18 protein-coding genes are annotated in these 22,085 nt (G+C 69.4%); 10 read left to right on the plus strand and 8 right to left on the minus strand.

What is annotated here, in order from left to right; translation table 11 throughout:
* Position 1: 1 nt before the first annotated feature.
* The 5 genes from lapB to cmk all read right to left on the minus strand — a co-directional run bounded on the left by lapB (position 2) and on the right by cmk (position 4,479).
* Entirely contained in the window at positions 2-1,180 is a 1,179-nt protein-coding gene (gene lapB, locus CSC66_RS01640) for a lipopolysaccharide assembly protein LapB (protein WP_162375576.1), read from the minus strand.
* A gap of 3 nt (positions 1,181-1,183) precedes the next feature.
* Positions 1,184-1,471: a hypothetical protein gene (locus CSC66_RS01645; RefSeq protein WP_162375578.1), complete on the minus strand. Its 288-nt coding sequence runs from the start codon at positions 1,469-1,471 to the stop codon at positions 1,184-1,186.
* Positions 1,472-1,532: 61 nt separating this feature from the next.
* Entirely contained in the window at positions 1,533-1,847 is a 315-nt protein-coding gene (locus tag CSC66_RS01650; protein WP_162375580.1) for an integration host factor subunit beta, read from the minus strand.
* A gap of 81 nt (positions 1,848-1,928) precedes the next feature.
* Positions 1,929-3,617: a 30S ribosomal protein S1 gene (gene rpsA / locus CSC66_RS01655; protein WP_162375582.1), complete on the minus strand. Its 1,689-nt coding sequence runs from the start codon at positions 3,615-3,617 to the stop codon at positions 1,929-1,931.
* A gap of 187 nt (positions 3,618-3,804) precedes the next feature.
* Positions 3,805-4,479 carry a (d)CMP kinase gene (cmk, locus tag CSC66_RS01660; RefSeq protein WP_162375583.1) on the minus strand — a complete coding sequence of 225 codons (675 nt, stop codon included), beginning with the start codon at positions 4,477-4,479 and terminating at the stop codon, positions 3,805-3,807.
* 173 nt (positions 4,480-4,652) lie between these two features.
* Here cmk and ykgO point away from each other — a divergent pair, with 173 nt between their 5' ends.
* The 6 genes from ykgO (at position 4,653) to CSC66_RS01690 (ending at position 9,323) form a co-directional block, all read left to right on the plus strand.
* On the plus strand, positions 4,653-4,778 hold the full coding sequence (gene ykgO, locus CSC66_RS01665) for a type B 50S ribosomal protein L36 (RefSeq protein WP_010342887.1): 126 nt from the start codon (positions 4,653-4,655) through the stop codon (positions 4,776-4,778).
* A 216-nt stretch (positions 4,779-4,994) separates the two neighbouring features.
* Positions 4,995-5,324 (plus strand): hypothetical protein, encoded by a 330-nt coding sequence (locus CSC66_RS01670; RefSeq protein ID WP_162375585.1) that lies wholly within the window; start codon positions 4,995-4,997, stop codon positions 5,322-5,324.
* 204 nt (positions 5,325-5,528) lie between these two features.
* Positions 5,529-6,560, plus strand: coding sequence for an agmatine deiminase family protein (locus CSC66_RS01675; RefSeq protein ID WP_162375587.1), 1,032 nt, complete (start codon positions 5,529-5,531; stop codon positions 6,558-6,560).
* 110 nt (positions 6,561-6,670) lie between these two features.
* The gene (locus CSC66_RS01680) at positions 6,671-7,555 is read left to right on the plus strand and encodes a carbon-nitrogen hydrolase (RefSeq protein WP_162375589.1); all 885 of its coding nucleotides are present in this window, start codon (positions 6,671-6,673) and stop codon (positions 7,553-7,555) included.
* Between the two features lie 9 nt (positions 7,556-7,564).
* Positions 7,565-8,098 (plus strand): GNAT family N-acetyltransferase, encoded by a 534-nt coding sequence (locus CSC66_RS01685; protein WP_162375590.1) that lies wholly within the window; start codon positions 7,565-7,567, stop codon positions 8,096-8,098.
* Positions 8,088-9,323 (plus strand): TraB/GumN family protein, encoded by a 1,236-nt coding sequence (locus tag CSC66_RS01690; protein WP_162375592.1) that lies wholly within the window; start codon positions 8,088-8,090, stop codon positions 9,321-9,323. Before CSC66_RS01685 ends, CSC66_RS01690 begins: the two co-directional genes overlap by 11 nt.
* 228 nt (positions 9,324-9,551) lie before the next feature.
* Here CSC66_RS01690 and CSC66_RS01695 read toward each other — a convergent pair whose 3' ends face one another.
* From CSC66_RS01695 to CSC66_RS01705, 3 genes are read right to left on the minus strand one after another with little or no spacing between them, the layout of a single operon-like run.
* A complete protein-coding gene (locus CSC66_RS01695) occupies positions 9,552-12,659 on the minus strand; it encodes an efflux RND transporter permease subunit (RefSeq protein ID WP_162375594.1) in 3,108 nt (1,035 codons plus the stop codon).
* Entirely contained in the window at positions 12,656-16,171 is a 3,516-nt protein-coding gene (locus tag CSC66_RS01700; RefSeq protein ID WP_162375595.1) for an efflux RND transporter permease subunit, read from the minus strand. Before CSC66_RS01700 ends, CSC66_RS01695 begins: the two co-directional genes overlap by 4 nt.
* Entirely contained in the window at positions 16,168-17,301 is a 1,134-nt protein-coding gene (locus tag CSC66_RS01705) for an efflux RND transporter periplasmic adaptor subunit (protein WP_162375597.1), read from the minus strand. The genes CSC66_RS01700 and CSC66_RS01705 overlap by 4 nt, the downstream gene beginning before the upstream one ends.
* 243 nt (positions 17,302-17,544) lie before the next feature.
* On the opposite strand from CSC66_RS01705, the gene CSC66_RS01710 reads away from it, so the two are divergent.
* The 4 genes from CSC66_RS01710 (at position 17,545) to CSC66_RS01725 (ending at position 22,013) form a co-directional block, all read left to right on the plus strand.
* Entirely contained in the window at positions 17,545-17,949 is a 405-nt protein-coding gene (locus CSC66_RS01710; protein WP_162375599.1) for a c-type cytochrome, read from the plus strand.
* Between the two features lie 13 nt (positions 17,950-17,962).
* Positions 17,963-18,406 (plus strand): c-type cytochrome, encoded by a 444-nt coding sequence (locus CSC66_RS01715; protein ID WP_162375601.1) that lies wholly within the window; start codon positions 17,963-17,965, stop codon positions 18,404-18,406.
* 510 nt (positions 18,407-18,916) lie between these two features.
* Positions 18,917-20,797 carry an ABC transporter ATP-binding protein gene (locus tag CSC66_RS01720; RefSeq protein WP_162375603.1) on the plus strand — a complete coding sequence of 627 codons (1,881 nt, stop codon included), beginning with the start codon at positions 18,917-18,919 and terminating at the stop codon, positions 20,795-20,797.
* 31 nt (positions 20,798-20,828) lie between these two features.
* On the plus strand, positions 20,829-22,013 hold the full coding sequence (locus CSC66_RS01725) for a PQQ-dependent sugar dehydrogenase (protein WP_162375605.1): 1,185 nt from the start codon (positions 20,829-20,831) through the stop codon (positions 22,011-22,013).
* Positions 22,014-22,085 lie beyond the last annotated feature (72 nt).

Raw genomic sequence — 22,085 nt, forward strand, 5'->3', positions numbered from 1 at the left:
ATCAGACGACCGCGTAGTTGAGCAGCGGCTTCACCGTGCCCCACTCCTTGCAACTCGGGCACTGCCAGTGGTGGGTCCGTGCACCGAAGCCGCAACGCGTACAGCGGTAGCTCGGATTGCGCACGAGCAACTGGTCGGTGATGTGCTTGAGGTCGTGCAGGGTCGCGGTGCTGTCCGCGCCCACGGCCAGGGTCAGGTCGATCAGCGCGGCCTCGCCCCGCACCGACGGCCGGTCCTTCAGCTGCCTGCCCAGGTAGTCGCGGGCCGCCTTGGCCCCCTCTTGCCCCTCGATCAGGCGGGTCAGCGCCAGCACCGGCGCGATGCCTCGATAGTGCTCGCTCATCTCGGCGAGGAACGCGCGCGCACCCGCGTTGTCACCGACTTCGCCATAACAGGCCAGCAGGCTGGGCAGGAACTCCGGCAGGTAATCGGGATCGTGCCGCGCGGCGCGCTCGAAGGCGCGGATCGCACCCTCCGGATTGTGCGAATCCACCTCGATGCGGCCCTCGAGGATGCCGGCGCGGACGCTGGTGGCATCGGCCTGGTAGGCCCTGGCGATCGCGCTGCGCGCGCCATCGAGGTCGCCGTTGGCGCGATGGCGATCGGCCAGTTCGCATTCGAACTGTGCCACCAGCTTGCCCATCGGTTCGCCGGTGACTTCCTCGTAACGCACCGCATTGTCGATCGCCCGCTCCCAGTCGCGCTCGGCCTGGTAGATGCCGATCAGGTGCCTGAGCGCCTGCGGCGCGCGCTGGTCGATCCGCGCCAGGTCGGTGAAGACCGTTTCGGCGCGATCGAGCAGGCCGGACTTCATGTAGTCCTCGCCGAGCGCGAGCAGGGCCTGGACGCGCTGCTGGTCGCTGAGGTCGTTGCGCTGGACCAGGCCCTGGTGCAAGCGGATCGCGCGGTCGACCTCGCCGCGACGGCGGAACAGGTGCCCGAGCGCGACCTGGGTCTCGAAGGTTTCCTTGTCCAGTTCGGCGATGTGCAGGAAAAGTTCGATCGCCTTGTCCGGCTGTTCGTTGAGCAGGTAGTTCAGGCCGCGGAAGTAGGTGCTGGACAGGCGGCTGACCTGGGTGTCGCCGTGGCGCTGCCCTCCCCGCCTTCCCACCACCCAGCCGGTGAGCGCGGCCAGCGGCAGCAGCAGGAAGAACCAGAACCATTCGTTGAGGAATTCCATGGATCAGGTTCCCTGATAGGGGGGGCGCGGGCCTTCCTCCGCGACTGCAGCAGGCGGCGCAGGACGGGACGCGCGGCGCAGGCGCGCCTGCAAGGGCAGCACCGTGGTGGCCATGACGATGCCACCGCCGAGCAGCACGCCGGCCAGCAGCGACACCATGATGGCGACGCCCGATGTGGTCACGACCTCGGCGATGCCGAAGTCCAGCACGACCTTTTGCGGATTGAGTGAACCGACCACCAAGCCGGCGGCCAGGAAGGCGACCAGCACCAGTAGACGAAGAATGCTCATGTCCCGACTCCTGCGGCAGTCGGGGGAAGCTTAGCGGACCTGAACGACGACGACGAGCCGGTCAGGGGCCGTCATCGGACGAGGCCGGGGCCGGCTGCACGTCGCTGACCTTCTCGCGCAGCTCCTTGCCGGGCTTGAAATGCGGTACGTGCTTGCCCGGCAGGGCGACCGAATCGCCGGTCTTGGGATTGCGGCCCAACCGCGGCGGGCGGTAATGCAGGGAAAAACTGCCGAAACCCCGGATCTCGATCCGCTCGCCGGACGCGAGCGCGCCCCCCATCATCTCCAGCAGCGACTTGACGGCGAGGTCGACGTCCTCGGCCTTCAGGTGCGACTGGCGGCGGGCCAGGATTTCGATCAGTTCGGACTTGGTCATCTCAGGCAGGCTGGATGGGTGTGGACAGGCCGCGGCGGCCCGGGAGTCCCGGACCGCCGCGGTTCTGCTTCTGCTATGGACTTACTCGGACTTGCCGCCCAGCTGCGCGCGCAGCAGCGCACCCAGGCTGGTGGTGCCGGCGGCGGCCTCGGCGGCCGTCTTGTTGTACTCGGCCAGCGCCTCGGCGGTCTCCGCCTCGTCCTTGGCCTTGATCGACAGCTGCAGGCTGCGGCCCTTGCGGTCCATGCCCACGAACTTGGCCTCGACCTTGTCGCCGACCTTCAGGTGCTGGGTCGCATCGTCGACGCGGTCGTGGCTGATGTCGCGCGCGGCCACGTAGCCCTCGATGCCGTCGGCCAGCTCGATGGTGGCGCCCTTGGCGTCCACTTCCTTGACCGTGCCCTCGACCTTGGAGCCCTTCGGGTTGGCGGCCATGTACTGGCCGAACGGATCCTGCTCCATCTGCTTCAGGCCCAGGCTGATGCGCTCGCGCTCCGGATCGACAGCGAGCACGACCGCGTCAAGCGTGTCGCCCTTCTTATAGTTGCGCAGGATGTCCTCGCCGGTGGTGTTCCAGCTGATGTCGGACAGGTGGACCAGGCCGTCGATGCCGCCGTCCAGGCCGATGAAGATGCCGAAGTCGGTGATCGACTTGATCTGGCCGGACACCTTGTCGTTCTTCTTGTGGATCGCGGCGAAGGTCTCCCACGGATTGGCGGCGACCTGCTTCATGCCCAGCGAGATGCGGCGACGCTCCTCGTCCACGTCCAGGACCATGACCTCGACCTCGTCGCCGACCTGCACGACCTTGGACGGGTTGACGTTCTTGTTGGTCCAGTCCATCTCGGACACGTGCACCAGGCCCTCGACGCCCGGCTCGATCTCGACGAACGCGCCGTAATCGGTGACGTTGGAGACCTTGCCGAACACGCGGCTGTTGGCCGGGTAACGGCGGGCGATGTTGTCCCACGGATCCTCGCCCAGCTGCTTCAGGCCCAGCGAAACGCGGTTGCGCTCGCGGTCGAACTTCAGCACGCGAACGTCCAGCTCGTCGCCGACGTTGACGACTTCGGACGGGTGACGGACGCGCTTCCACGCCATGTCGGTGATGTGCAGCAGGCCATCGATGCCGCCCAGGTCGACGAACGCGCCGTAATCGGTCAGGTTCTTGACGACACCCTTGAGCACCGCGCCTTCCTGCAGCTTCTCCATCAGCTGCTCGCGCTCCTCGGAGTGCTCGCTCTCGACCACCGCGCGGCGGGAGACGACCACGTTGTTGCGCTTGCGGTCCAGCTTGATGAGCTTGAACTCAAGCTCCTTGCCTTCCAGGTAGGCCGGGTCGCGCACGGGGCGCACATCGACCAGCGAACCGGGCAGGAACGCGCGAACGTCCTTGATGTCGACGGTGAAGCCGCCCTTCACCTTGCCGCTGATGCGGCCGGTGATGGTCTCGTTCTTCTCCAGGGCCTCTTCCAGCTCGTCCCACACCATCGCGCGCTTGGCCTTCTCGCGCGACAGCACGGTCTCGCCGAAGCCGTTCTCGATGGAGTCGAGCGCGACCTTGACCTGGTCGCCCACGCCCACGTCGATCTCGCCGGCGTCATTCCGGAACTGCTCGATCGGCACGATGCCTTCGGACTTCAGGCCGGCGTTGATCACCACGACGTCGCCGCGGACTTCCACGACGGTGCCGATGACGATCGCACCCGGCTTCAGCTTGGCCAGGTTGGCCTGGCTCTGTTCGAACAGTTCGGCAAAAGATTCGGTCATTGTTGATTACTCGGTTGAACACACGGACGGGATGCCATCGGCAAGCATGAGTGCCGCGCTCCCGCCCCCCTGATCGGCCCGCAAGGAGCCTTGTGTGGTGGGTTGGAAAAAACCGCCGTGGACATCCACGACGGCGCCTTTGGCGCTTGCGCGCCTTCTGCTGCGTGCGATCTTGCAGGTCGGCCGGTCAGTCGGCGCGAGCAGGCACCAGGGCCAGCACGCGATCGACGACCTCGTCGATGGACAGGCCGGTGGTGTCGAGGAGGACGGCGTCGTCGGCCGGCTTCAACGGTGCCACCGCGCGCTGCGCATCGCGGGCGTCGCGGGACAGGATCTCCCGCAGCAGACCGTCAAATGTAACCGAAACCCCTTTTTCCTTCAACTGGTTATGACGCCTGCGGGCGCGCTCTTCGGCACTCGCGGTCAGGAACACCTTGGTCGTGGCGTCCGGGAAGATGACCGTGCCCATGTCCCGGCCGTCGGCAACCAGGCCCGGCTCGCGGCGGAACGCCCGCTGCCGCTCCTTGAGCGCGGCCCGGACCTCCGGGATCGCCGCGATGGCCGAGGCCAGGGTGCCGGTGGTCTCGAGCCGGAGCTCGTCGGTGGCATCGGTTCCGTTGACAATGACCCTCAAACTCCCGCCATCATCCTGGAAACGGATGTCGGTATCGAAAGTGCAGTGGACCAGCGCGGCCGGGTCCGACAGGTCCAGGTCGGCCCAGCTGGCCGCCACCCCCACCGCCCGGTAGAGCGCACCCGAGTCCAGGTAATGCCACCCCAGGCGGCCGGCGACGAGCCGGCTCACGGTGCCCTTGCCCGCGCCGGAGGGGCCATCGATGGTCAGGACCGGGACGGGGGGCATGGCGGCTCCGCAGGCTGCAGGGGGCCGGATTGTAGCCCGCACCCGGCCCGGCTCCGCGCGGCGGACGCAAACGCTTGAACCGGCACGGGAAACCCGGCTAGAATGGCGGGCTTGTTTGCACGCCTAGGCCAGAGCGGCCCTGGCTTCCCATCCGTCGTCCTCCGAGGTGTGTCATGAAAGTCCTGTCCTCCCTGAAGTCGGCGAAGGCCCGTCACCGCGACTGCAAGGTGGTCCGCCGCCGCGGAAAGGTCTTCGTGATCTGCAAGTCCAATCCGCGCTTCAAGGCCCGCCAGCGCTGAAGCCGGCAGGCGCACCGGCCGCGGCCGGCATGCGGATCGACGCGAAGGCCGCAGCGATGCGGCCTTCTGCGTTTCGGGCACCCCCTCCGGCCGCCGGATGTTGACGCCGAGCCCACATTGGCCCGTGCGCTTCTGCTTACAATCGGCGCGACGCCGGGGATCCAGGCGCGCATTCCACGCCGCCACCGGCGGCCATCCAACGGGGAGAGCACCGCGATGAAGCACCGCCCGAACACCCTGATCCTGCTGGCCCTGCTCGCCCTGTGCGGCGGCGCCCAGGCCGACACGCTGCTGGTCGAACGCGCCCAGCAGAAGCCGGCCGTGGCCCAGCCCGCGCGCGGCCTGAGCATGGGCGAAGTCGAAGCCCGCTTCGGCACGCCGCAGGAAAAGCTCGATCCACGCGGCGGCCAGAAGCGCCAGTGGCCGACGATCAACCGCTGGGTCTATCCCGACTTCATCGTGTACTTCGAGAAGAACAAGGTGGTCGACGTGGTGGCCCACCAGGCCAGCCCCGGCGAAGTCGGCCCGAAGCCACCGATCAGGTAACGCCCTTCGCGGCGGTTGCCAGATGGCGTGTGGCGGGAGGCGTTTCGCCATCCGGCCCCTGCCGGAAGCGACTGCCCGCAGCCCGCGCCGCAAAGCCCGGGCCCCGAACTGGCGCGGTCCCCGCGCAAGTCCGCACTCTCCGTGCGGTGTTTTCGATTCCAGCAAGCCCGTGCCTCCGGCGCGGGCGTCGAGTAGCCCCAGGAAATGACCGATACGCTGCGCTTTCCCGCCGAATGGGAGCCCCAGGAGGCGATCCTGGTCGCCTGGCCCCACGCGGGCACCGACTGGGCCGAGCGCCTGGCCGAAGTGGAGGAAACCTACATCGCCCTGGTCCAGGCGGTCACCCGCTACCAGCCGGCCTGGATCTGCGTGGCCGACGACGACCTGCAGACCTATGCCGAGGCACGCCTGCGCTCGGCCCGGGTGGACATGACGAAAGTCCGGTTCGTGCCGTTCGACTACGACGACACCTGGCTGCGCGACTCCGGCCCGATCACCCTGCGCGAGGGCGACGGCTTCCGCGTGCTCGATTTCCGCTTCACCGCCTGGGGCGGCAAGTTCGAGGCCGGACGTGACGACCGTCTGGTCGAGGCGCTCGCCCAGCAAGGGTTGTTCGGCGGCGCGCCGCGCCAGCGCATCGAATTCGCACTGGAGGGCGGCGGCATCGAGACCGACGGCGACGGCACCCTGCTGACCACGTGGCACTGCCTGCATGAGCGCCACCCGCAGGCGAGTCGCGAGGATCTGGACGCCCGGCTGCGCCAGTGGCTGGCCCAGGACCGCGTGCTCTGGCTCGACCATGGCTACCTGGAAGGCGACGACACCGACGCCCACATCGACACGCTGGCGCGCTTCGCGCCCGGCGATGCGATCGTGTTCCAGGCCTGCGACGACCCCGCCGACAGTCATCACGCCGAACTCCAGGCGATGGCCGCCGACATCGCCGCGCTGCGCACCGCCGATGGCCGTCCCTACCGCCTGTTCCCGCTGCCGTGGGCGCGGCCGATCGTCGACAACGGCCGTCGCCTGGCCGCGTCCTATGCGAACTACCTGATCATCAATGGCGCGGTGCTGATCCCCGCCTACGGCGATCGCGCCGACGATGCCGCGGCCGCGGTGCTGGCCCTGGCCTACCCGGGCCGGGACATCGTCCAGGTCCCGTGCCGTCCGCTGATCTGGCAGAACGGCAGCCTGCACTGCATCACCATGCAGCTGCCCGCCGGGCTGGGGCGCTGAGTCGCCGGCGTTCCCGATACGCGCCGCGCCTTCCTTCGTCCACGCTGCCTTCAGGCCCGGTGCGCGGCGCCGGGTTACCATCCATGTTTCCGCATACGCACTGCACGCCCATGACCCGCAAGACCCTCACCGTCGCGCTGATACAGGAGCGCAACCACGGCGATGCGCAGGCCAATCTTGCAGCGATCGAATCGCGCGTGGCCGAGGCCGCCGCGCAGGGCGCACGACTGGTCCTGCTGCAGGAGCTGCACAACGGGGCCTACTTCTGCCAGCACGAATCGGTCGCAGAGTTCGACCTGGCCGAGCCCATTCCCGGCCCGAGCACGGAGCGCCTGGGCGCGCTGGCGAAGAAGCACGGCGTGGTGATCGTCGGCTCGCTGTTCGAGCGCCGCGCCGCAGGCCTCTACCACAACACCGCCGTGGTGCTGGAGAAGGACGGCACCCTGCTGGGCAAGTACCGCAAGATGCACATCCCCGACGACCCGGGCTTCTACGAGAAGTTCTACTTCACCCCGGGCGACCTCGGCTTCTCCCCCGTCGAGACATCGGTCGGGCGGCTGGGCGTGCTGGTGTGCTGGGACCAGTGGTACCCGGAAGCGGCGCGGCTGATGGCGCTGGCCGGCGCCGAACTGCTGCTCTACCCCACCGCCATCGGCTGGGACCCGGACGATGCGCAGGACGAAAAGGACCGCCAGCGCGACGCCTGGGTACTCAGCCATCGCGGCCACGCCGTGGCCAACGGATTGCCGGTGCTGTCCTGCAACCGGGTCGGCCACGAGGCTTCGCCGCTCGGCGCTTCCGGCATCCAGTTCTGGGGCAACAGCCACGTGCTCGGCCCGCAGGGCGAGTTCGTCGCCGAAGCCGGTGCCGAACCGACCGTGCTGGTGTGCGACGTGGACCTGCAGCGCAGCGAGCACGTGCGCCGGATCTGGCCTTTCCTGCGCGACCGGCGGATCGACGCTTACGGCGACCTGCTCAAGCGCTACATCGACTGAGGCGCGCGCGTGCCCGCCCTGCTCCGCGACGCCACCGCGGCCGACGTGGCCGCGATCACCGCGATCTACGCCATCGAGGTGCGCGAGCACGTCAACACCTACGAGTACGACGTCCCTGACGAGGCGGAGATGGCGCGGCGCATGGACGCCATCGTCGGCGCCGGCTACCCGTATATCGTCGCGCAGGAGCCGGACGGCACGATCGCCGGCTACGCCTACGCCAGCAGCTACCGCGCGCGCCTGGGCTACCGCATGACCGTGGAGAACTCGGTCTACGTGGCCGCCGGGCGCCAGGGCCAGGGCATCGGCGCGGCCCTGCTCGGGCGCCTGATAGCGATGTGCGAGGAGCGCGGCTTCCGGCAGATGATCGCGGTCATCGGCGAGCCCACCAACACCGCCTCCATCCGCCTGCACGAGAAGTTCGGCTTCCAGCTCGTCGGCATCTTCCGCGGCATCGCCTGGAAGCATGGCCGCTGGCTGGATACCGTGCAGATGCAGCGTCCGCTAGGCGCAGGCAACAACGAGCCCCCACATGAACGCTGATCCGACGACTTCGCAAGACACCGTCCCGCCCGCGGTCGATCCGCTGCACGGCCAGCCGCACCAGATCGTCGAGCGCGACGGCGTGCGCTACACCCTGCTCGGTACCGCGCATATTTCCCAGGCCAGCATCGACGCGGTGCGGGCAGCCATCGACAGCGGCGCCTACGACACCGTGGCCGTGGAGCTGGACGCCGGCCGCCTGCAGTCGCTCTCCGACCCCGATGCGCTGGCGCGGATGGACATCGTCAAGGTGCTGCGCGACGGCAAGACCCACCTGTTCGCCGCGAACCTGGCCCTGGCGGCGTACCAGCGGCGGCTGGCCGAGCAGCTGGGCGTGGAGCCGGGCGCCGAACTCAAGGCGGCCGTGAGCGAGGCGCGCGCGCGCGACCTGCCGGTCCACCTGATCGACCGCGAGGTCGGGCTGACCTTCCGCCGCGCCATGCAGCGGCTGGGCTGGTGGGGGCGGGCCAAGACCGGCGCCGGGATCCTGCTGGCGATGGTCGGCGACGAGGAGATCGGCGAGGACGACATCGAGAAGCTCAAGGGCGGCGACGTGCTCGAATCGAGCTTCGGCGAGTTCGCCGCGCACAGCCCGGCGCTGTACGAAAGCGTGATCGCCGAGCGCGACCGCTACATGGCCGCCAACCTGCGCGACGCAGGACAGGGAGCCCGCCACGTGCTGGCGGTGGTCGGCGCCGGCCACCTGCCCGGCCTGGCGCGGCACCTGCGCGAGGACGGCACGCCGCCGCAGGCGGTGCGCAGCGAACTCGAGGCGGTGCAGGAACGCAAGCGCTTTCCCTGGTTCACCCTGGCGCTGTCGGTGTTCGTGGTCGGCGGCTTCGCCTGGGGGTTCTGGCAGGGCGGACTGGACGTGGGATCGGACCTGGTCGTGCAGTGGGTGCTGGCCACCGGCCTGCTCGGCGCGCTGGGCTGCGCGATCGCCGGCGGGCATCCGCTCAGCATCCTGGCCGCTTTCATCGCCTCCCCGCTCACGCCGCTGCATCCGGCGCTGGCCTCGGGCACGATCAGCGCCCTGGTCGAAGCGACGCTGCGCAAGCCCACCTACGCCGATTTCATGGCACTGCGCGACGACGTGCAGACCGTGAAAGGCTGGTGGCGCAACGGCGTGGCCCGCGTGTTGCTCAACTTCTTCCTGACCAGCCTCGGCACCGCCATCGGCGTGTGGACCGGCGGCCTGCGCATGCTGGGCCGGCTGGTCGGCTGAGCCTGACGGGGCGGTTCAGCAGAGCGGGATGTCGCCGCCCCGCGCCATCCCCACGCCCAGATTCGCCTGGCGCGCGCCGCGTGGCAGACCCATGGCGGGTCGAGCCCCGCTCGCGGCGGGCTTGCGGATTTCCACCGGCGGACCGGAGCCATACGGCTATCGCCGCGCGCGCGTCGGCGGACCGGAGCCCGCCACGCACGCACCCGGCCACGACGGGCCGGGCCGACCTCATTCCACGTGCATCGCCGCCACGGCGGCGGCGCCTGGTCCCGCCGCCTCGACGCCGCGCGCGCGGCGCACCAGCCGCTTAACCCCGCTGCTCAAGTCGTCGAGGATCGCGTAGATGGTGGGCAGGAACAGCAGGCTGACCACGGTGGAGAACGCAAGGCCACCGGCGATCGCCCGCGCCATCGGCGCATAGGCCGGGCCGTCGCCGGCCATCTTGGTCTCCGCCAGCGCGATCGGGATCATCGCCAGGATCGCGGTGCCCATGGTCATCAGGATCGGGCGCAGGCGCTCGCGGCTGCCCTCGACCAGCGCATCGGTGCGCGACATGCCGCGCCGGCGCAGGTTGTTGATGTGCTCGACCATGACGATGCCGTTGTTCACCACCACGCCCATCAGCACGAGGATGCCGATGAAGGACATGATCCCGAAGGTCGTGCCGGTCAGCGCGAACAGCCAGAACACGCCGAACACCGAGAACAGCACGCCACTCATGATCGCCGCCGGGAACAGCAGCGACTCGAACACCGCCGCCATCACGATGTAGATCATGACCAGGGCGATCAGCAGGTTGAACATCATCTGCGCGCTGGCCTCGTCCTCCTCCTGGAACGCGCCGCCATCGAAGGAATAGCTGTAGCCGACCGGGAAGACCATGCCCTTCAGGGTGTCCTCCATCGCCTTGCGCGCCTCCGGCACGGTGACCTTGTCGGCCAGGTTGGCCTGGACCGACAGCGTGGTCTGGCGGTTGGTGCGCTGGATCTGGGTCGCCGACGGCGTGACCTCCACGTCCACCAGGCTCAGCAGCGGCACCGTGCGCCCGTCCGGGGAACGGACCATGAAGCCCTCGAGGTCCTCGGTGCCGTAGTCCTCCGCACCGGCGAAGCGGACCCATACCGGCACCTCGGTCTCGCCACGGCGGAACTCGCGCAGCGGCGCGCCGCGCAGGGCCAGGCCGACGAAGCTGGCCACCTGCTCTGCGCTGAACCCGAACGCCGCCGCCCGGTCGCGGTCGACCCGGACGTTGAGCTCGCTGTTCTGGTCGCCGATGTCCACGCGCACGTCGCGCAGCTCCGGGCGCCGCGACAGGATCGGCACCAGCTCGGCGGCGATCTCGCCCAGGGTCTGGGTGGAATCGCCCACCAGCTGGAAGGACACGTTCTGGCCGGGCTGCCCACCGCCGCCCTGCCCGCCCTGGTTGCCGATGCCGATGTTGGCGCGCGCCGACTTCGGCAGCTCCTTGCGCAGCGTCTCGACCAGGGTCTTGGTTTCGCCGGGCTTGTCGGTGTCGAACTTGACCATCGTGCCGCCCCAGCCCTGCTCGCTGAAGAACGAGTAGATCTGGGTGATGCGGTACTTGGCGCGGTTGGCTTCGAGGAACTGCTCGATCCGCAGCACCTCGCTGGACATCTGCTCCTTGGTGTACGAGCCCTTCCACTGGTAGTAGACCTGGGCCTCGCCGCCCTCGTCGCCGCCGAACATGTCGAACTTGGTGAACTTGATCGGCACCAGGCTGACCAGCACGACCAGCAGGATGCCAAGCACGCTCCAGCCACGGTGGTCCAGGGTCCAGCGCAGCAGGCCGGCGTAGCGGCGCTGCATCCGCGGGATGAAGCCGTTGGTGTCGTGCACCAGCGGCGGGGTCTTCAACCGCGCCGACAGCATCGGGATCAGGCTGACCGCCACCAGCCACGAGGCCAGCAGCGAGACCGAGATCGTGATCGCGATCTGGCCCAGGTAGATGCTCAGGAAGTTGCGCTCGCCGAACAGGTTGGGCACGAACACGATGCAGTGGCACAGGGTGCCGGCGGACAAGGCGATGGCGACGTGGCGGGTGCCGACGATCGAGGCGGCGACCGGGTTGTCGGGGAACTTCTCCCGCTCCTGGTAGATGCTCTCCACCACCACCACGGCGTTGTCGACCAGCATGCCGATGGCCAGCAGCAGCCCCATCATGGTCAGGATGTTGAGGGTGACGCCGGCGAAGTACATGAAGCCCAGCGTCATCACGAAGCAGATCGGGATGGCCAGGGTGACCATCGCCACCGACGGCCAGTGGCGCAGGAAGAACCACAGCACCACGATCGACAGCACCAGGCCGATCAGGCCGGCCTCGGCCAGCTCCAGCAGCGAGGAGGTGACGTTGTCGCCCTGGTTGTCGATGATCTTGATCTGCACGTCGCGCAGCGAGGGCTGCGCGCGGATCGCCTCCACCTCCGCCAGTGCGCGGCGCGAGACCTCCACCAGGTTGGCGTTGCGCTCCTTGAAGATGTCCAGGCCCACCGCCGGCTTGCCGTCCAGGCGCCGGCCGTAGTCCATGCGCGCCGGCTTGAGGCGGACGTCGGCGATGTCGCCCAGGCGCACGTTGTTGGGTCCGACCACCAGGTCCCGCAGCTGCTGCAGGTCGGTCAGCTCGCCGACGGGCTGCACCCGCAGGCGCTGCGGGCCATCGCTGATGACGCCGGCGGAAATCGAGAAGTTGACCGCCTGCAGGCGGGTGGTCAGGTCGTTGAGGCTCAGGTCGTGCGCGGTCAACCGGTCCTGGTTGATCGCGATCTCGACCTCGTTGGGCGGCGCGCCCGACACCTCGACCCGGGCCACGCCCGGAATCCGCTCGATCCGGCGCTTGAACTCGCGCTCGATCATGTCGTACGCGCCGGTCAGGTCGGTCGCGCTGGCCAGGCGCACGCGCAGCACCGGTTCGTCGGTCGTGGAGAACTTGAAGACGAAGTAGCGCTGCATGTCGTCGGGCAGGTCGTCGCGGATCGCGTCGAGCCGCTCGCGCGCCTCCGACGCGGCGATGGCCACGTCGCGGTCCCAGTCGGAGAACTGGATGAAGATGCGCGCGCCCTCGGCGTTGGCCTGCGACTCCATCCGCTTGATGCCCGGCATCGTCGACAACGCTTCCTCGGCCGGGCGCAGCACCGTGCGCTCGACCTCTTCCGGCGTCGAGCCGGTGTATGGCAGCTGGACGAAGATGAACGGCGGCGACACCTCCGGGAACGCCTCGAGCGGCAGTCGGAAGGCCGCGATCAGGCCGATCACGAACAGCGAGACGAAGAACATCACCGTCGTGACCGGGCGCCGGATGCTGAACTCCGCGACGCTCATGCGGGCGAGCCCTCGCCTTCGACCGCCGCCGTGCCGGCCAGCCGGCGCGCGCGGCGGCCGCGCTCCCGGTAGTACTCGTCGGCGCGGCGGTCGAGCAAGTCGTACACGACCGGGATCACCACCAGGGTCAGCAGCGTGGACACGATCAGGCCGCCGATCACGGTCACCGCCATCGGCGAGCGCACCTCCGCGCCCGGGCTGCCGAACAGCGGCGCGATCGCCAGCGGCAGGAAGCCGAAGACCGTGCACAGCGTGGTCATGGCGATCGGCCGCAGGCGCGAACGGGCACCCTCGACCAGCGCCGTGCGCTTGTCCACGCCCGCCTCGCGCAGCTGGTTGACCTTGTCGATCAGGATGATCGCGTTCTTGGTCACCAGGCCGACCAGCAGGATCAGGCCGATGAACACCACCACCGACACCGGGGAGCCGGTGAGGAACAGGGCGCCCACCGCGCCGACCAGCGCCAGCGGGATGGTGAACAGGATCACGAACGGATGCAGCAGGGACTCGAACTGCGACGCCATCACCAGGTAGACAAGGAACACGGCCAGGCCGAAGGCGAACAGCAGCGAGTTGAGCGATTCGGACAGTTCCTCGCCCTGGCCGCCGATGTGCATGCCCACGCCCGCGCCCAGCGGGTTCTCGGCCACCATGCGTTCGACCTCTTCCACCGCCGTGCCCAGGTCGATGTCGCGCAGGTTGGCCGAGACGATCGCCACGCGCACCTGGTCGGCGCGGTGGATCTCGCTCGGACCGGTGGTGGAGACCACGTCGGCCACCGCGGCCAGGGTCACCGGGCGGCTGCTCCCCGGATTGACGATCAGGCGGCGGATGCTCTCCACCGACGTGCGATCGTCCTTCTGGGCGCGCACCAGCACGTCGATCTTGCGGTCGCGGAAGCTGTAGCGCGTGGCCACTTCGCCGCGCACCTTCTTGACCACCACGTCGGCGACCTGGCGCGTGGTCAGGCCCAGCGAGGCGGCGCGCTCCTGGTCGAAGCGGATCTGGATTTCGGGGAAGCCCTGCTCCACGGTTGAGGTCACGTCGGCGTAATGCGGGTTGGCGCGCAGCAGCGCCGCCAGCTTCTGGCCCGCGTGCTCGATGCCGGCCAGGTCCTGGCCACGCAGTTCCACCTCCAGCGGCGTGGACGAACTCAGCAGCTGCGGCCGGCTGAAGTCGACCTGCACCGCGGGCTGGTCCTTCAGCGTCGCGCGCAGCGCCTCGGTGGTGCGCGCCTCGACTTCGGCGTTGCCGCCGTTGGCCATGACCACGGTCAGCTTGCCGATGTTCTCGCCGCTTTCGGTCGGGTTGGCGTCCAGCCGGGTACCGCTGCCGCTGACGCCGTACAGGCTCTGTACCCCCTCGGCGCCGGCGTGCTTCTGCTGCAGGCTCCGCACCAGCGCGTCGGTCTGCGCCAACGGCGTTCCCGGCGGGAGCTTGACCGTCATTTCGAAGCGGTCCTGGGCCAGCTGCGGGATCAGGTCCGCGCCCAGCTGCGGGACGACCAGCAACGCGGCGACGAACGCCGCCCCGGCCAGCCCGAGCACGCGGCCCGGGCGGTCCAGTGCCCCCGGCAGCAGTTTCATGTAACCCGACTCGGCACGGTGGTACGGCGACATGGCCAGGTCACTGGCCTTGCGCATGACCGGGCCGACCACCGCCACAAGCCCGCGCCAGGCGCGGACCAGCAGCCAGGCCACGCCGAGGAAGGCGCCACGGATGCCGGCTCCGAGCCCGCGTCCGGTGGCTGCCATCGGCTTCTGCCAGCGCGACGCGGGGCGCCACTGCGGATGCGGGGCCTCCTCGGGGAACGCCAGCGGCGGCCGCCCCTTGAGCGAGCTGAGCATCGGGATCAGCGTCATCGACACGACCAGCGAGATGGCGATGGCGATCGCCACCGTCAGCGCTTGGTCGCGGAACAGCTGCCCGGCGATGCCCTGCACGAATACCAGCGGCAGGAATACCGCGATCGTGGTCAGGGTCGAGGCGACCACCGCCATGCTCACCTCGCGGGTACCGGCGATGGCCGCCTCCAGCACGCCCAGGCCGCGTTCGCGCGCCTTGGCGATGCTTTCCAGGACCACGATCGAGTCGTCCACCACCAGGCCGGTGGCCAGCGCCAGGCCGCCGAGCGACATCACGTTCAGGCTCAGGTCCAGCTGGTCCATGAAGAAGAACGTGGTGATGATGGAAACCGGCAGCGACAGGCTGATCACGAACGTGCTCCAGCCGTCGCGCAGGAACAGGAAGATGATCAGGATCGCCAGCATGCCGCCGATCACCGCGTCCTTCTTGACGTCGGCGATGGCGTGCTCGATGAACAGCGACTGGTCGTCGATGATGGTCAGCTCGACGTCCGGCGGCACCTGCTTCTTCAGCTGCTCCAGCCGCGCCTTCAGCGCCTTTGCAGTGGCCACGGTATTGGCGTCGCCCTCCTTGTAGATCGCCAGTTCGACCGCTTCCTTGCCGGCCAGGCGGATCACCGCCTCGCGCTCCTTGAAGCCCTGGCGCACGTCGGCGACGTCCTTCAGCCGCACCGGCATGCCGCCGGCGACCGCGCTGCTGCCGCCACCGGACGAGGCGCTCTGCACCGAAGCCGCGGCCGCCAGCACGCTGGCGTCGCCGGAGGCGGCGGCGATCGCCGCCATCTGCTGCGCCGCCGAGCTGGCCGCGTTGTCGCCGCCGCTCTGGGTGGTGACCAGCATCTCGCGGATCTCGTCGACCGAGGCGAACTGGTTGACCGTGCGCACCAGGTAGCGCTGCGAGCCTTCCTCCAGGCGGCCGCCGGAAATGTTGATGTTCTCCTGCTGCAGGCGCTGGATGACGGTGTCGATCGGCAGGTTCAGCTGCGCCAGCTTCTGCTGGTCGATGTCGACCTGGATCTCGTCCTCCAGGCCGCCGCCGACCTTGACCGCGGCCACGCCGGCGACCGGCTCGAGCTTCTTCTTGAGGTCCTCGTCGGCATAACGGCGCAGCTCGGTGAGCACGCGCACGCTTTCGCCTTCGGTGGTCGAATCGGCGTTGCCGGACAGCGCGACGCGCAGGATCGGCTCGGTCGACGGATTGAAGCGCAGCAGCACCGGCGCCTTGGCTTCCAGCGGCAGGAACTGCGCCAGCAGCTCCATCTTGTCGCGGACCTCCAGGCTGGCCTGGTCCATGTCCGTGCCCCAGGCGAACTCCAGCACCACGTCGCTCTGGCCGGTGCGCGAGACCGACTTGAGCTTGCGCAAGTTCTTGACCACGCCGACGGTCTCTTCGACCGGCTCGGTGATCAGGGTTTCGATCTCCAGCGGCGCCGCCCCGGTGTACTCGGTGCGCACGGTGAGGGTCGGATAGCTCAGGTCGGGCAGGAGGTTGACCTTGAGGCTGTTCAGCGAGATCAGGCCGAACAGCACCATGGTCACGGTGATCATCGCGATGGTCACGCGACGCCGGGTGGAGAACTCGACCAGTCCCCCGCCCAGCCTGCCATCCCCTGCCGCGTCGTGCGGCGCGTGGTCGGGAGCGCTCACTGCTTGCTACCGGCGGTCTTGGCGGCGGCGGCGTCGGCCACGGCCTTGGCCGGCGCCTCGGCGCCGATGACCTGCACCGCGCTGCCCTCGCGCAGCGCGACCTTGCCGGCGGTCACGACCTGGTCGCCGGGCTTGAGGCCCTCGCGGACTTCGATCCACTCCCCATCCACGTAGCCGACCTTGACCGGCACGCGCGCGGCCTTGCCTTCGCGGATCACGAACAGGGCGGGGTCGCCGTCGTCGAGCAGGCCCACGCGCGGCACCACCAGCGCATTGGGGCGCTGGTCGTAGTCGATGCGGATGCGGCCGAACATGCCCGGCTGCAGTGCGTCGCCGCCATTGAACGCGCTGATCACGCGGAACGTGCCGCTGCCGGCGTCCACCACCGGCGCGACCCGGTCGACCACGCCTTCGAAGGTGCGGCCCGGCAACGCGTCGACCTGCATCAGCACCGGCTGGCCGGCCTTCATCGTCGCCAGCTCGCGCTCGGGCACGTTGAGCGTGGCTTCCAGGCGGGAGTCGTCGACGATGCGGAAGATCGGGGTATTGATCTGGACGAAGTTGCCGGGCTTGATCGAACGCGAGGCCACCACGCCGGCGATCGGCGCTGTCACGGTCGTGTACGAAAGCTCGAGCGTGGCCATGTTGTACTGGGCACGCGCGTTTTCCAGGTCGTAGCGCATCTGGTCGACCTCGCCGGCGCTGATCAGCTGCTGGGCGACCAGCTGCTGCGCGCGGCGGTAGTTGTTCTCCAGCTTGCGCAGCTGGGCCTGCGCCTGGGCCACGGCCAGCCGCGCACGGTCCGGGTCGAGCCGGACCAGCGGCTGGCCGGCCTTGACCTGCTGGCCTTCCTGTACCAGCACCGCCAGGGCGACGCCGGAGGTCTTGGCCACGACCTGCGATTCGGCCAGCGGCTCGAGCGCGGCGGTGCCGGTGTAGCTGGCCGCGATCGGCCGGTTGGCCGCCTTCACCACCTCCACCGGGATCGCCTCGACTTCCGGCTCCTTGGCCTGGGCCTCGCCCGGGCCACCCTCCCCTTTCTTGCAGGCGGTCAGCGCGGTGGCAAGCACGAAGGCAACCGCAGCAGCGCGCATTCCGTGGCGCCGGCGGGGGGTATGGCGAGTGGCCATGGCGATATCCATATGAGTCGGTGGCAGGGGGTGTGATCAGGTGTTGTATGCAAGTAGATCACCTGAACAGTCGCGCGCCATGCGCCGAAGGTCATGGATACCGGTGGCGCGCCTCCGTTCGACCGGGCGCACGGACGCAGGTTCCGGTCGCGTGAATGCTGAGGCTATACTGCGGCGGCTTCGTGACCGGCCCCGGCCGGCACGACCGCCCTACTTCCGCGACCGACCCCGGACCACCGAATGATGCGCCCGCTGCCGCTAGCCGCCTGCCTTGCCCTGGTCACCGCCCTGCCCTTCGCCGCCGTCGCCCAGGATGCCGCCCAGCCGGCCGCCGCACCGGCCACCACCGAAGCCGCTCCCGCCGCTCCTGCTGCACCCGCCGCGGCGGGCGCCCTGGTCGGCGACCCGAAGACCGGCCACCAGCTGACCTACACCTGCCAGGGTTGCCACGGCATCACCGGCTACAAGAACGCCTATCCGAGCTTCAAGGTGCCGCTGATCGGCGGCCAGTCGGCCGAATACCTGGCCCAGGCCCTGCACGAATACCGCGACGGCACCCGCAAGCACCCGACCATGCAGGCCCAGGCCCAGAGTTTCTCGGACCAGGACATCGCCGACATCGCCGCCTTCCTGTCCACCCTCAAGTAAGCAGCCGCCCCCAATGACGACAGCCGTGACCGCCCAGCGTCTCGCCATCGCCCTGCTCGCCGCCCTCGCCCTGGCGGCCTGTTCCGGACAGGAAAGTTCCCACGCCCCCGCCGAAGGCGAGGCGCAAGCCACCCAGAGCTCGTCCGCCGGCCTGCCCGACGGCCGCGTCGCCATCGGCGAGCAGCTGGCCAATGCGAAGGGCAAGGCCACCGGCCAGAGCTGCATCGACTGCCATGGTCCGGACGGCAATGCGCCGATCGACTCGACCTATCCCAAGCTCGGCGGCCAGTACGCCGACTACCTGGCCCATGCGCTGCAGCAGTACCGCAAGGAAGAGCGCCAGCACGCGCTGATGACCCCGCAGGCCGCCGGCCTGAGCGACCAGGACATCGCCGACCTGGCCGCCTTCTTCGCCTCGCGCCCGGGCCAGCTGCGCGACCTGCACGGCGTGCACTGAGACACCGCGGCGACACCGGCTTCAAGCGAAGGCCCGCGCAAGCGGGCCTTCTCGTTCCCGGGATAAATCGACCGAGAGCGCAGGCTCCGGATGGGGCCGCCATGCCATGCGGGTATGGCTTACCCCTCGGGACGGCATCCTGCCTTTACGAGGGGCCGTGGCACATCCCTGTGCCACTTGCGCCATACCCGCATGGCACGACGTCCCCGGGCGCTTCAACGCCGCAGCTTCGATCAGACAGGCGAAGCAACAAGCGACTCCGACAAGACGCGATGGGGCTTTTCGGTAGGGCGCGGGCTTGCCGGCGACTCGGGCATCCTGGTCGCAGGGGTGCCTCTCGTGCCCACGCCATCGCGTCGCGGCCAGGTCGTCTCGACGAATGCACGACGATACCCCCAGGACGTGGTACGCCACGGCCTGTGTCGCAGCCGATAACCCGGCCCGCTTCCGCGCTCGTCCATGGACAGTCTTGTCGACCGTCCGCTCACCGCGGCACGGCACAATGCAGGCATGGCCGCCTCCCCCGCCCCTTCGCCCAAGCCGCGCCGTGAACGCGGCAACCCCAGCCTGCGCGAACGCTTCGACGCGATGCGCAACCTGCCGCCGTTCCTGCGCCAGATCTGGCAAACCAGCCCCGGCCTGACCCTGACCAGCCTGGGCCTGCGCCTGCTTCGGGCCCTGCTGCCGGTGGTGATGCTCTACATCGGCAAGCTGATCATCGACGAGGCGATCCGCGTGGTCGGCCTCGACCTGCAGTTCGAGGGCCTCGGCCAGGCCCTGCGCGGCGGCGAACTCGACCACCTGCTGTGGCTGCTCGGGCTGGAGCTGGCGCTGGCCGTGGCCTCGGACCTGCTCGGCCGGCTGGTGAGCTACGCCGACGGCCTGCTCTCGGAACTGTTCACCAACGCCAGCAGCGTGCGCCTGATGGAACATGCGGCGACCCTGGACCTGGAGGACTTCGAGGACCCGGACCTGCAGGACAAGCTCGACCGCGCCCGGCGCCTGACGATGAGCCGGATGAACCTGATGAGCCAGCTGTTCGGCCAGGCGCAGGACGCGGTCACCGTGGTCGCGTTCGCCGCCGGCCTGCTGGTCTATGCGCCCTGGCTGATCCTGCTGCTGGCCGTCGCCCTGGTGCCGGCGTTCATCGGCGAGGCGCACTTCAACGCGCTGGGCTACTCGCTCAACTACCAGTGGACGCCGGAGCGCCGCCAGCTCGAATACCTGCGCCAGACCGGCGCCAGCGTGGAAACGGCCAAGGAGGTGAAGATCTTCAACCTCCACCGCTTCCTGGTCGGGCGCTACCGCGCGCTGGCGGAGAAGTTCTACCTCGCCAACCGCGCCCTGGCCCGGCGCCGCGCCTTCTGGGGCGCGCTGCTGGCGGCCCTGGGCACGCTCGGCTACTACGTCGCCTACGCCTACATCGCGTGGCGCACGGTCACCGGCGACTTCAGCATCGGCGACCTGACCTTCCTCGCCGGCAGCTTCCGCCGCCTGCGGCAGTTGCTTGAGGGGCTGCTGGTCGGGTTCTCGCAGGTCGCCGGGCAGGCGCTGTACCTGGACGACCTCTACTCGTTCTTCGAGATCGAGCCGGAGATCGCCTCGCGCCCGGATGCGATCCCGGTGCCGCGGCCGATCGAGCGCGGCTTCGTGTTCGACAACGTCGGCTTCCGTTATCCGGGCGCGGACGGGTGGGCGCTGCGGGGCGTCGGCTTCGAGCTGCATGCCGGCGAAGTGCTGGCCCTGGTCGGGGAGAACGGCGCCGGCAAGACCACCCTGGTCAAGCTGCTGGCGCGGCTGTACGAGCCGGACGAAGGCCGCATCCTGCTTGACGGCCGCGACCTGCGCGACTACGACCTGGACGACCTGCGCGCCAACATCGGAGTGATCTTCCAGGACTTCGTCCGCTACCACCTCACCGCCGGCGAGAACATCGGCGTGGGCCGGATCGAGGCGCTGGACGATGGCGCACGCATCCGCGACGCCGCGCGGCAGGCGATGGCCGATGCGACGATCCAGGCGTTGCCGCTGGGCTACGACCAGGTGATCGGCCGCCGCTTCAAGAACGGCATCGACCTGTCCGGTGGCCAGTGGCAGAAGATCGCCATCGCCCGCGCCTACATGCGCGACGCGCAGGTGATGATCCTGGACGAACCGACCGCCGCGCTGGATGCGCGCAGCGAGTTCGAGGTGTTCCAGCGCTTCAAGGAGCTCTCGCAGCGGCGCACCGCGGTGCTGATCTCGCACCGCTTCTCGAGCGTACGCATGGCCGACCGCATCCTGGTGCTGGCCGGGGGCCGGGTCGAGGCCAGCGGCACCCATGACCAGCTGATGGCCCAGGGCGGGCGCTATGCGGAGTTGTTCGAACTGCAGGCCGCCGGCTATCGTTGACGGCCTTATGCCCCGCACCGGACAACGACGCATGCGCCCGCCCCACGCCTCCGCCGCCCTCGCCCTCGCCGTCTGCTTCGGCCTGGCCGCCTGCAAGCCCGCCCAGGAGGCCGCACCGGCATCCACGCCCGCCGCCGCCGGCGAACCGGCCCGGACCCTCGCCACCGAGAAGGGCGAAGCCCGGTTGAGTGTGGTCGCGCGCGGACTGTCGCACCCGTGGGCACTGGCGCCATTGCCGGGCGGCGGATTCCTGGTCACCGAACGCGGCGGCACCCTGCGCCGCGTGGCCGCCGACGGCAGCGTCTCGGCACCGCTCGCCGGCGTGCCGGAGGTGTCCGCGCGCGGCCAGGGCGGCCTGCTCGACGTCGCCCTCGCACCCGACTTCGCGCAGAGCCGGCGCATCTACCTCAGCTACGCCGAGCCTGGCGACAACGGCCTTGCCGGCACCAGCGCCGCCTACGCCACCTTGGGCGAGGCCGGCCTGGAGGACGTGACCGTGTTCTACCGGCAGGAGCCGAAGGTCAATGCCGAGAACCACTACGGCTCGCGCTTCGCCTTCGACGGCCAGGGCCACGTCTTCATCAGCCAGGGCGAGCGCACCATGCGCATGATGTCCCAGGAGCTGGACAAGCTGCAGGGCAAGCTGGTGCGCCTGAACCTGGACGGCAGCGTGCCGGAGGACAATCCCTTCGTCGGCCAGGACGGCGCGCGGCCGGAAATCTGGAGCTACGGTCACCGCAACTCGCAGGGCCTGGCCATCGATCCCCGCACCGGCACGCTGTGGGAAGTCGAGCACGGACCGCGCGGCGGCGACGAGATCAACCTGCCGCAGCCCGGCAGGAACTACGGCTGGCCGATCGTCACCCACGGCATCAACTACTCCGGCCAGCCGATCCCCGAGGCGGTAGGCAAGGAGAAGGAAGGCATGGAACCGCCCCACTTCGTGTTCGAGGTTTCCCCCGGGCTGTCGGGGATGGCGTTCTACACCGGCCAGGCGGGCAAGCCCTGGAACGACAGCCTGTTCCTGGGCGCGCTGGCGCAACGCAACCTGATCCGGCTGCAGCTCGAGGGCGACCGCGTCGTGGCCGAGGAGCGACTGCTCCAGGACCTGGGCGAGCGCATCCGCGACGTGCGCGTGGCCGCCGACGGCAACCTGTACCTGGTCACCGACGAAGAAAACGGCAAGCTGTTGAAGCTGGAGCCACCGCAGGCCTGAGCCGCTCCCCTGGCGCTCCATCGCCGGCAGCCGCCGGCACGGAGCGGCCGGCACGCTCCGCACCCACCGGCC

Origin of the sequence: Pseudoxanthomonas kaohsiungensis, assembly GCF_010211765.1 — a bacterium.
Classification (GTDB): domain Bacteria; phylum Pseudomonadota; class Gammaproteobacteria; order Xanthomonadales; family Xanthomonadaceae; genus Pseudoxanthomonas; species Pseudoxanthomonas kaohsiungensis.

Bases quoted from the DNA above. Each gene is read 5' to 3' on its own strand.
- CSC66_RS01675 (WP_162375587.1), top strand. From the start codon at position 5,529: ATGACCGATACGCTGCGCTTTCCCGCCGAATGGGAGCCCCAGGAGGCG.
- lapB (WP_162375576.1), bottom strand. From the start codon at position 1,180: ATGGAATTCCTCAACGAATGGTTCTGGTTCTTCCTGCTGCTGCCGCTG.
- CSC66_RS01715 (WP_162375601.1), top strand. From the start codon at position 17,963: ATGACGACAGCCGTGACCGCCCAGCGTCTCGCCATCGCCCTGCTCGCC.
- CSC66_RS01725 (WP_162375605.1), top strand. From the start codon at position 20,829: ATGCGCCCGCCCCACGCCTCCGCCGCCCTCGCCCTCGCCGTCTGCTTC.
- CSC66_RS01670 (WP_162375585.1), top strand. From the start codon at position 4,995: ATGAAGCACCGCCCGAACACCCTGATCCTGCTGGCCCTGCTCGCCCTG.
- CSC66_RS01690 (WP_162375592.1), top strand. From the start codon at position 8,088: ATGAACGCTGATCCGACGACTTCGCAAGACACCGTCCCGCCCGCGGTC.
- CSC66_RS01680 (WP_162375589.1), top strand. From the start codon at position 6,671: ATGACCCGCAAGACCCTCACCGTCGCGCTGATACAGGAGCGCAACCAC.
- ykgO (WP_010342887.1), top strand. From the start codon at position 4,653: ATGAAAGTCCTGTCCTCCCTGAAGTCGGCGAAGGCCCGTCACCGCGAC.
- CSC66_RS01695 (WP_162375594.1), bottom strand. From the start codon at position 12,659: ATGAGCGTCGCGGAGTTCAGCATCCGGCGCCCGGTCACGACGGTGATG.
- CSC66_RS01720 (WP_162375603.1), top strand. From the start codon at position 18,917: ATGGCCGCCTCCCCCGCCCCTTCGCCCAAGCCGCGCCGTGAACGCGGC.
- CSC66_RS01710 (WP_162375599.1), top strand. From the start codon at position 17,545: ATGCGCCCGCTGCCGCTAGCCGCCTGCCTTGCCCTGGTCACCGCCCTG.
- CSC66_RS01645 (WP_162375578.1), bottom strand. From the start codon at position 1,471: ATGAGCATTCTTCGTCTACTGGTGCTGGTCGCCTTCCTGGCCGCCGGC.
- CSC66_RS01650 (WP_162375580.1), bottom strand. From the start codon at position 1,847: ATGACCAAGTCCGAACTGATCGAAATCCTGGCCCGCCGCCAGTCGCAC.
- rpsA (WP_162375582.1), bottom strand. From the start codon at position 3,617: ATGACCGAATCTTTTGCCGAACTGTTCGAACAGAGCCAGGCCAACCTG.
- CSC66_RS01705 (WP_162375597.1), bottom strand. From the start codon at position 17,301: ATGGCCACTCGCCATACCCCCCGCCGGCGCCACGGAATGCGCGCTGCT.
- cmk (WP_162375583.1), bottom strand. From the start codon at position 4,479: ATGCCCCCCGTCCCGGTCCTGACCATCGATGGCCCCTCCGGCGCGGGC.